Source organism: Nonomuraea sp. NPDC004702 (assembly GCF_053601695.1).
Map to the genome: position 1 here is coordinate 243,491 of NZ_JBSGCE010000008.1, position 7,145 is coordinate 250,635.

Genomic DNA, 7,145 nt, shown 5'->3' on the forward strand with positions numbered 1-7,145 from the left:
GGCGTGCTACCTCGGCCCAGAAAGCCTCTCCATGGCGATGGCCGCTTCCGGCCTAGTGCCACTCGCCTACCGTCACGGTTTTCTCTGGATCGGGAGGCGGAGTGCCAGTGATCAGCTGGGCGTGCTCGGTGACCTTCAGGCCGGCGATCTGTCCGGCATGCCGAATCGGTCGGTCTACGGTGCCTGCGGACTCTCCCTTGGTCGCATACTTGGCCACGTACGCGGAGTCGCTGATCGCTCATGCCGTCCAATTCGGCTGAGACGTAGACCGGTCGTACGTCGAGCTGATCGCCCCACCGGACGGGCGAGGGGGCCCATCCTCTATTCGGATCGCGACCTGACCGGCGGTCTGGCATATGGCCCGGTCGAGCAGGTCGATCGCACCAACGGCTACTGCGGCATCGGCGACAAGGGTGGCGTTCTGTCCGGTGGGGCTGACGTCCGGTGAGGCGTGACCTGTCCCATGCTGGGTCGCCCACAGGTGGACAAAAGGTCCACTAAGCTCTTTTTGGTGATTTCCTGTCGTGCGATCGTCCCTGCGGAGCTGGACCGTGTGACCTCGTGGGTCGTGACGGAGCCCGTCGGTTGGATCTCCGCCGACCGTTACCTCGCAGAACTGGCCGAGAACATGTACCGGTCGGAGTGGACGTGGATCGCCGAGGTCGGTGACCGGGTCGCGGGACGTGCGCTGTGGTGGGGGCCGAGGGGCAGCGCGTACCCGGTCGCGCTCGACTGCCTGGACGTCGATCCCGCACTGGGTGAGCGCATCGTCGTCGCCACCGAACTGATCAGGGCCGCACTGGCAGTGTTCCCGGAGCCGGTGCAGTACGCGATCAAGGCGTCCGGCGGCTGGCGTGACGATCCGGTCACCTCGGCGGCCGTGGAATGGCGGCGAACGGCAGCACACGCGGCCGGCCTTACCCGGGAGGTCGAGCGGCTGCAGTTCGAGTGGGCGCCGGCCGACGGGGTGCCCCCGGTGGCTGGGGCGCTGCGGTTCGCCGAGGCGTCCGATGAGGAGTTCCTGGCGGTGTTCAGGAGAATCGCCGAGGGCAGTCTGGACTTTCAGACCCGAACGAACGTAGCGGCCAAAGGCGTGGACGCGACCGCGCGCGAAGAGATGGACTTCTATCTCGGCGCGCCGGGCAAGCGGGAGTGGTGGCGGATCGCCTACACGTTCGAGGGCGAGGTGGCAGGCATGGCGATCCCCTCGGCGACGCCGTACAGCGTGAACGTCGGATATCTCGGGGTGGTCCCGGAGTTCCGGGGGCGCGGATACGTGCACGAGGAACTCGCCGAGATCACCCGCATGCATGCGGCCAACGGAGAGACGCGCATCACAGCCACCACCGACGTGGGCAACGCGCCGATGGCGGCCGCGTTCCTGCGCGCCGGGTACCGCAACACGGAGATCCGGATCAACCTCTCCAACGACCCCCAGTCCTAGGGATTCGTTGCCGGGAGCCGAGCAACCAAGAGCAATGCCCTGTACAAAGCCACCAACGGCTACTGCGGCATCGGCGGCCGTGGCCTGTCCGGGCGGCCTGACTTCCGGCGAGCGTAGACCTGTAGAGATAGCTAGATCCTGACCCATGGTCGCCCGGCACGCCCGGCGTAGATCATGGGTCAGCGCCGTCTTCGGCGACAGCCTTCATCACAGGGTCAAGGCGGTGCCGGGCTGCTGGCGATCGTGCTTGCGTTTGCTTCGCTTGTTGCGGATACTGCGAAGAGGGGGTGACGTCATGACTGACGTGCAGGCCAAGCGAGTTCAGCCGGGAAGCATCGATGCGGAGGTGGCCGCTCGCGCGGTCCGCCGGATCAAGGATTACCTCATGCGGTATCCCGAGCAGTCGACCGTGCAGGTCGTCGGTGAGCACGGGGAAGAGGACCCCTTGATCCTGCCTCGTGAAGCAGTAGCTCTGCTTGCCTTCATCCTTGCCCAAGCAGCTGAAGGGCGCGGAGTCACGGTGATTCCGTCCCATGCTGAGCTGACGACACAGCAAGCGGCGGACATGCTGAACGTCTCACGCCCGTACGTCATCAAACTCCTGGAGACGGGAGAGATACCGTTCCGGTTGATTGGCAAGCACCGTCGAATCAAGTACGAGGACCTCCAGGAGTACAGGCGTCGCGATGACGCCAAGCGCCGGACCGCGGCCGACGAACTCGCTGCGCTGGGGCAAGAGTTGGGCATCTGAGCCATGACATTCGTGGTGGTCTACGACGCGAACGTGTTGTACGGCAACACCCTGCGTGACCTGCTCATTCGCCTCGCCATGACGGCACGGGTGCAAGCCAGGTGGACCAACAGCATCCTCGACGAGATGCAGCGCAACCTCGCAGCCAACCGCCCCGACATTCCTGCGGAAAAGCTCGACAAGCTCCGCCGACTGATGAACTCCGCTGTCCGCGACTGCCTCGTCGAGGGGTATGAGCCACTGATCGAAGGGCTGAAGCTCCCAGACGTTGACGATCGACATGTGCTCGCCGCAGCGATCAAGGTGGGCGCGAAGGCCATCGTCACGTCGAATCTCAAGGACTTCCCTGCTGACTACTTGGCTCCATGGGATATCGAGGCGAAGTCGCCCGACGACTTCGTCCTCGACCAAATCGACTTGGACGGAAGGGTCGTCTGGGCGTGTGTGCAGCAGATTGCGGACTCACGGACCAGCCCGCCCGAGACCGTCGAGGACGTGCTCGACGCTCTGGAGGCGGCCGGTCTCGTTGAGGCTGTCGCTGCCCTTCGAGCTGGGTGAAGCCTCTTCCCGGCTGGTTCTGCGGCACGAAGTGAACAGGCACCGCCGGCAGCAGCGGTACAGAGTCAGGCCCGAACGGCTGCTGCGGGATCGGTGGCTGTCCGGTCGGCCTGACGTCTGGCGAGGCGGAGACCGGCCCATGGTCGACCGGTACGTCCGGGGGCGATCATGGGCCGGGGGGCGTCCGGCATGCCGTCAGCGGGTGAGGGTGGCCGCCTTGACCTGGTGGAGGTGGATCACCACGTCGAAGGAGCGGCTCAGGGAGGCCTGGACGGCCTGGTCGGGGGACCAGAAGCCGCCGCCGATGAGCCGGGTGGGCCGGGCCTGCGCCAGCCACGTCCGAGCCGTCCGCGGAGCTGTCCGCGTGTCCAGGATGAAGTCGCGGTGGCGCACCTGGTCCAGGACGTACTCGTTGTAGTCGGGGCCCGCGGCGGGGACCCAGCCCTTGCACGTCCCCGGCCGTTCGGCGGGCTTGACGCCGTCGGGGCAGGCGGTCTCGGAGCTGGAGAAGTTGTAGCCGCCCTGGTAGAAGCTGGTGCCGACGGTGACGAAGCGGTCGCCGAGCCGCTCGCGCAGCTCGCCGCCCATTGGGGCCGGCACGTACGTGGTGTCGATCGGGGTGTAGCTCAGGTGCGCGTTCAGCCCGGACACCTGGATCTTGGCGCCCGTCGTGCGGTTCCACCAGGTGACGTTGTCGGCCAGCACCTGGTCCCGGTAGATCGCCGCCTGGCGGCGGCCGTCCGCGGTGGCCTGGTCGAAGGCGAAGTCGGTGAAGGTCTGCGACAGCGCGCGGGCGTGCTGGACCGTCCATCCGTCGGCGCCCTCCTTCTGGAGGAGCTTCAGGGCCCGGGTGGCCCGCTCGGCGTTGTCCTGCCGGGTCTCCAGCGGTACGGCCAGCGCCTGCGCCATGTACTCGCCGGCGTTCTTCGTGGTGGGGCGCAGCCCGTCGTACAACTGGGTGAGCTCGGGCAGCAGGGCGGGTCGGTGCTGCTTGGCGTACGCCAGCACCTTGTCGAAGAGGATGTCGCCGGGGTAGAGCAGGTCGGCGCCCATGAACTGGACCTTCTTGGCGTGGCCGGCGTTGTGGGCGCGCATCCACTGGACCAGGTCGAGGAACTCGCGGTTGTCGAACAGGTCGTAGGGGCCCTTGACCTCGTCGTGGAAGATCGCTTGCGGGTCGCCCTGGCCGTACAGAACATAATCATTCAGGCGCAGGCCGGTGCTCCAGCTCAGCTCGCGGGCGAACGTGGTGAATCCTCTCTCGGTCACCAGGTAGCGGAACAGTCGCTGGTTGAGGGCGTAGAACTCGGCGGTGCTGTGGGTGGCCTCGCCCACGCCGACCACCTCGGCCCGGCCCACCATGGCGCCGAAGGCGTCCAGGTCGTGCGCCCGGGCGCCCGGCGAGGTGGAGACCAGCGGCTTGGCGACGCTGTCGAGCGCGGACACCACTCCGGTGTCGGCCGACGCCGGGGTGGCGGTCCCGGCGAGGGTCACGGCGGCCAGGCAGCTCAGGGCAAGAAGCTTCATGACGTTTCCTGATACGTGAAGGGGATTGTTGGGGCAGGTCCGAATCTCCCGGGCAGCGCTGACAGCCGGTTGAAGGCCGGCTGACGGCGCCCCGGGGCGTTGTCAGCTCAGATCCGGGGCCGAGGAAGCAGCCGCCGGAGGCGTCGACGACCTGGCCGGTCACCCACCGCCCGGCCTCGGAGGCCAGGAAGGCGACCACGTCGGCGATGTCGTCGGGCTGACCGACGCGCGGGATGGCGTTGCCGGTGCCGACCATCTGCTGGACGTCGGGCTTGCCGAGCATCCACGGGTTCATGTCGGTGACCGTCGGGCCGGGCGCGACGGCGTTGACGGTGATGCCCCGCGCGCCCACCTGCTGGGCGAGGGAACGGCTGAGTACCTCGATGCCGGCCTTGCTCATCGCGTACGGCGCCTCGGGCATCGCGATCCTGGTCGCCGCGGTGGTCACGTTGACGATCCGGCCGCCGTCGTTCAGCAGGGGAAGCGCCCGCTGGATGATGAACAGCGGCGCCTTGGTGTTGATCGCGATCAGCCGGTCGAACGCCTCGGGGGTGATGGCCTCGATCGGGCCGCCGGTGTTGACGGCGGCGTTGTTGACCAGGATGTCCAGGCGTGCCTGCCCGGTTCGCGCGGTGAGGCCCGCCTCCAGTCCGGCGAACAGGGCGTCGACGTCACCGGGCGTGCCCAGTTCGGCCCGCACCGGGAAGGCCCGGCCGCCGTCCTTCTCGATCAGCTGCACGGCCTCCAGGGCCGCGTTCTCGTTGCTGCCGTAGTGCACGGCGACCAGCGCGCCGGCGGCGGCCAGCCGCCGCGCCACGGCCCGGCCGATCCCCCGCGAAGCCCCGGTCACCAGCGCCGTCTTCCCTGCCAGGTGCATCATGTCGTCACTCCTGAATCATCTGACTTGTCCGGTGACCAGGATCCGGGCACTAAATAGCCCGAAACAATGACAAAATGCGCAAGGCAGAATTAACCCCGAAGACAACGTGGGGGAGTCGTGGAGCTTCGCGACATCGAGATCTTCCTGGCCCTGGCCGAAGAGCTCCACTTCGCCCGCACCGCCGAACGACTGCACGTCACCCCGGCCCGGATCACGAAGGCCATCCAGAAGCAGGAACGCCAGATCGGCGCCCCGCTCTTCGAACGGACCCCGCGGTCGGTACGGCTGACGCCGCTCGGCCGGCAGCTCCGCGACGATCTCTGGCCGATGTACAGCGGCCTCCAGGAGAGCATGCGCCGGGCCAGGCTGGCCGCCGAGGGCATCACCGGCGTGCTGCGCGTCGGCATGATCCCGCACAATTCGCACGACCTACGGCACTACTGGGACACGTTCCGCAGCAACCACCCCCAGTGGAAGCTGCAGATCCGCATCTCCCCCTTCGCCGATCCGTTCGCCGGGTTGCGGCGCGGCGACATCGACGTCCTCGTCGCGTGGCTGCCCGTCGAAGAGCCCGATCTGACCACGGGGCCGGTCCTGTTCACGGACCCGCGCCTGCTGGCCGTGGCCGCCGACCACGAACTCGCCCGGCGCACCACCGGCCTGCTGGAGATGCTCGCCGACTTCCCGCATGTGGACACTCCGTCCAGGCCCGACTACTGGGCGGACGGCTTCCTTCCGGCCCGGACTCCTGTGAGCCGGCGGATCGAGCGCGGCCCCCTGGCGCGTAACACCGAGGAGATCCTCTCCCTGGTCACCACCGGAGAGACCGTCAGCCTCGTCGCCCACCACATGAGGCGGTACTACCTGCGGCCGGACATCACCTACCTGACGCTTCGGGACGACGATCCGCTGCAGTACGCGCTGGTGTGGTCGACCGAAGCGGAGAACGACCTGATTCGCGCCCTCGCCCAGACCGTCCGCGACCTCGGCCCCCTCGACCTGCTCACCCTCTGACCGGTCGGGCGCCGAAACTCATCCGCGGGGCCCGCCGCGGACGGCCGGCTGACTCCTCCGCGACGATGTACGCAAGGACTGCTCGGCAGTGGTCGGCGTACACCTAAGGGGCACGGAGTAGGTGGCCATCGCTTAGTGATGGTCCGAGAGGTCTCTGGGGGCAGACGCCCGTTCTATGCCAGGACGGGGGGCAGACAATCACGGCTGCTCGCGTCGTCAACCGGTTCAGCGCTTGTGGCGGGGGTCAGAACTTGCCTGACTGTACCTCTATGCGGTGTCCCAGTTGCTTGCTCAACTCCGTGTGGAAGCTGGCGCTGAGAGGTGGCCATCCCCAGAAGTCGAGTGCGAGTGCCCCGAGGTCGAAACCGGACCCGAACTGCCACGCGGTGACCGGGACGGAGGCGCCGCATGAGGAGCAGGTGACACTTCCTTCGCCGGTCTCCTTCCAGGTGTCGATGCCGTCGCTGAACGGCTGCCAAGCCGCCTGGCTCGCCTCCCACGCGTTCGGGTAGTCGATGATCACAGTCGTCGCGTCACATCGTGGGCAGGTCGCCGAGTCCGCCTCGCTCATCCCCTGGCCTCCGACGTGGTGATCCCGCCCGACGATGACCGCCACCGGGCCCGGTATCCACGTCGGGTCCGAGGAATCAGCCACTGCCCGTCGCCAGTTGGGGCCGGGCTCGTATCCGTCGTCCACTTGCAGGCTGTACATGCCGTCGCTGGACCTTTCGCGCGTGATCAGCCCTTCGGCAACCATCCAGTCGACCATCCGCTCTGCGAGCGACTCCGCCTCTTGGCCGGTCACCTCGACATCGACGATCCGCTCGAAGTAGTCACCCATCGTCTTTCAACTCCTCCTCGATAACTGATGCCCACTGACGTGATCTCAGCCAATTGCCGGTAGGTAGTTGTGCTCGAAATGGGTGAGGACAAGCGCTGCGCGTGCGATGTCGCCGATTCTGCTCGGGCTG

Annotated in this window: 7 protein-coding genes; 4 read left to right on the top strand and 3 right to left on the bottom strand. The window is 67.4% G+C overall.

Features of this window, described 5'->3' with window-relative positions:
* The first annotated feature begins 481 nt into the window (after positions 1-481).
* From ACWEJ6_RS13920 to ACWEJ6_RS13930, 3 genes are all read left to right on the top strand, one after another.
* On the top strand, positions 482-1,444 hold the full coding sequence (locus ACWEJ6_RS13920) for an N-acetyltransferase family protein (protein ID WP_452423806.1): 963 nt from the start codon (positions 482-484) through the stop codon (positions 1,442-1,444).
* A gap of 295 nt (positions 1,445-1,739) precedes the next feature.
* Entirely contained in the window at positions 1,740-2,195 is a 456-nt protein-coding gene (locus ACWEJ6_RS13925) for a helix-turn-helix domain-containing protein (RefSeq protein ID WP_387678103.1), read from the top strand.
* A 3-nt stretch (positions 2,196-2,198) separates the two neighbouring features.
* Positions 2,199-2,753: a PIN domain-containing protein gene (locus ACWEJ6_RS13930; RefSeq protein ID WP_452423808.1), complete on the top strand. Its 555-nt coding sequence runs from the start codon at positions 2,199-2,201 to the stop codon at positions 2,751-2,753.
* 195 nt (positions 2,754-2,948) lie between these two features.
* Here the strand turns inward: ACWEJ6_RS13930 and ACWEJ6_RS13935 are convergent, their stop codons facing one another.
* A complete protein-coding gene (locus tag ACWEJ6_RS13935) occupies positions 2,949-4,022 on the bottom strand; it encodes an erythromycin esterase family protein (protein ID WP_452423820.1) in 1,074 nt (357 codons plus the stop codon).
* Positions 3,955-5,160 (bottom strand): SDR family oxidoreductase, encoded by a 1,206-nt coding sequence (locus ACWEJ6_RS13940; RefSeq protein WP_452423810.1) that lies wholly within the window; start codon positions 5,158-5,160, stop codon positions 3,955-3,957. Before ACWEJ6_RS13940 ends, ACWEJ6_RS13935 begins: the two co-directional genes overlap by 68 nt.
* A gap of 117 nt (positions 5,161-5,277) precedes the next feature.
* Between ACWEJ6_RS13940 and ACWEJ6_RS13945 the strand changes: the two genes are divergently transcribed.
* On the top strand, positions 5,278-6,174 hold the full coding sequence (locus ACWEJ6_RS13945) for a LysR family transcriptional regulator (protein WP_452423812.1): 897 nt from the start codon (positions 5,278-5,280) through the stop codon (positions 6,172-6,174).
* Positions 6,175-6,418: 244 nt separating this feature from the next.
* Here the strand turns inward: ACWEJ6_RS13945 and ACWEJ6_RS13950 are convergent, their stop codons facing one another.
* Positions 6,419-7,015, bottom strand: coding sequence for a hypothetical protein (locus ACWEJ6_RS13950; protein ID WP_452423815.1), 597 nt, complete (start codon positions 7,013-7,015; stop codon positions 6,419-6,421).
* Positions 7,016-7,145 lie beyond the last annotated feature (130 nt).

Coding starts and splice junctions, on each gene's coding strand:
- ACWEJ6_RS13925 (WP_387678103.1), top strand. CDS start 1,740: ATGACTGACGTGCAGGCCAAGCGAGTTCAGCCGGGAAGCATCGATGCG.
- ACWEJ6_RS13930 (WP_452423808.1), top strand. CDS start 2,199: ATGACATTCGTGGTGGTCTACGACGCGAACGTGTTGTACGGCAACACC.
- ACWEJ6_RS13940 (WP_452423810.1), bottom strand. CDS start 5,160: ATGATGCACCTGGCAGGGAAGACGGCGCTGGTGACCGGGGCTTCGCGG.
- ACWEJ6_RS13950 (WP_452423815.1), bottom strand. CDS start 7,015: ATGGGTGACTACTTCGAGCGGATCGTCGATGTCGAGGTGACCGGCCAA.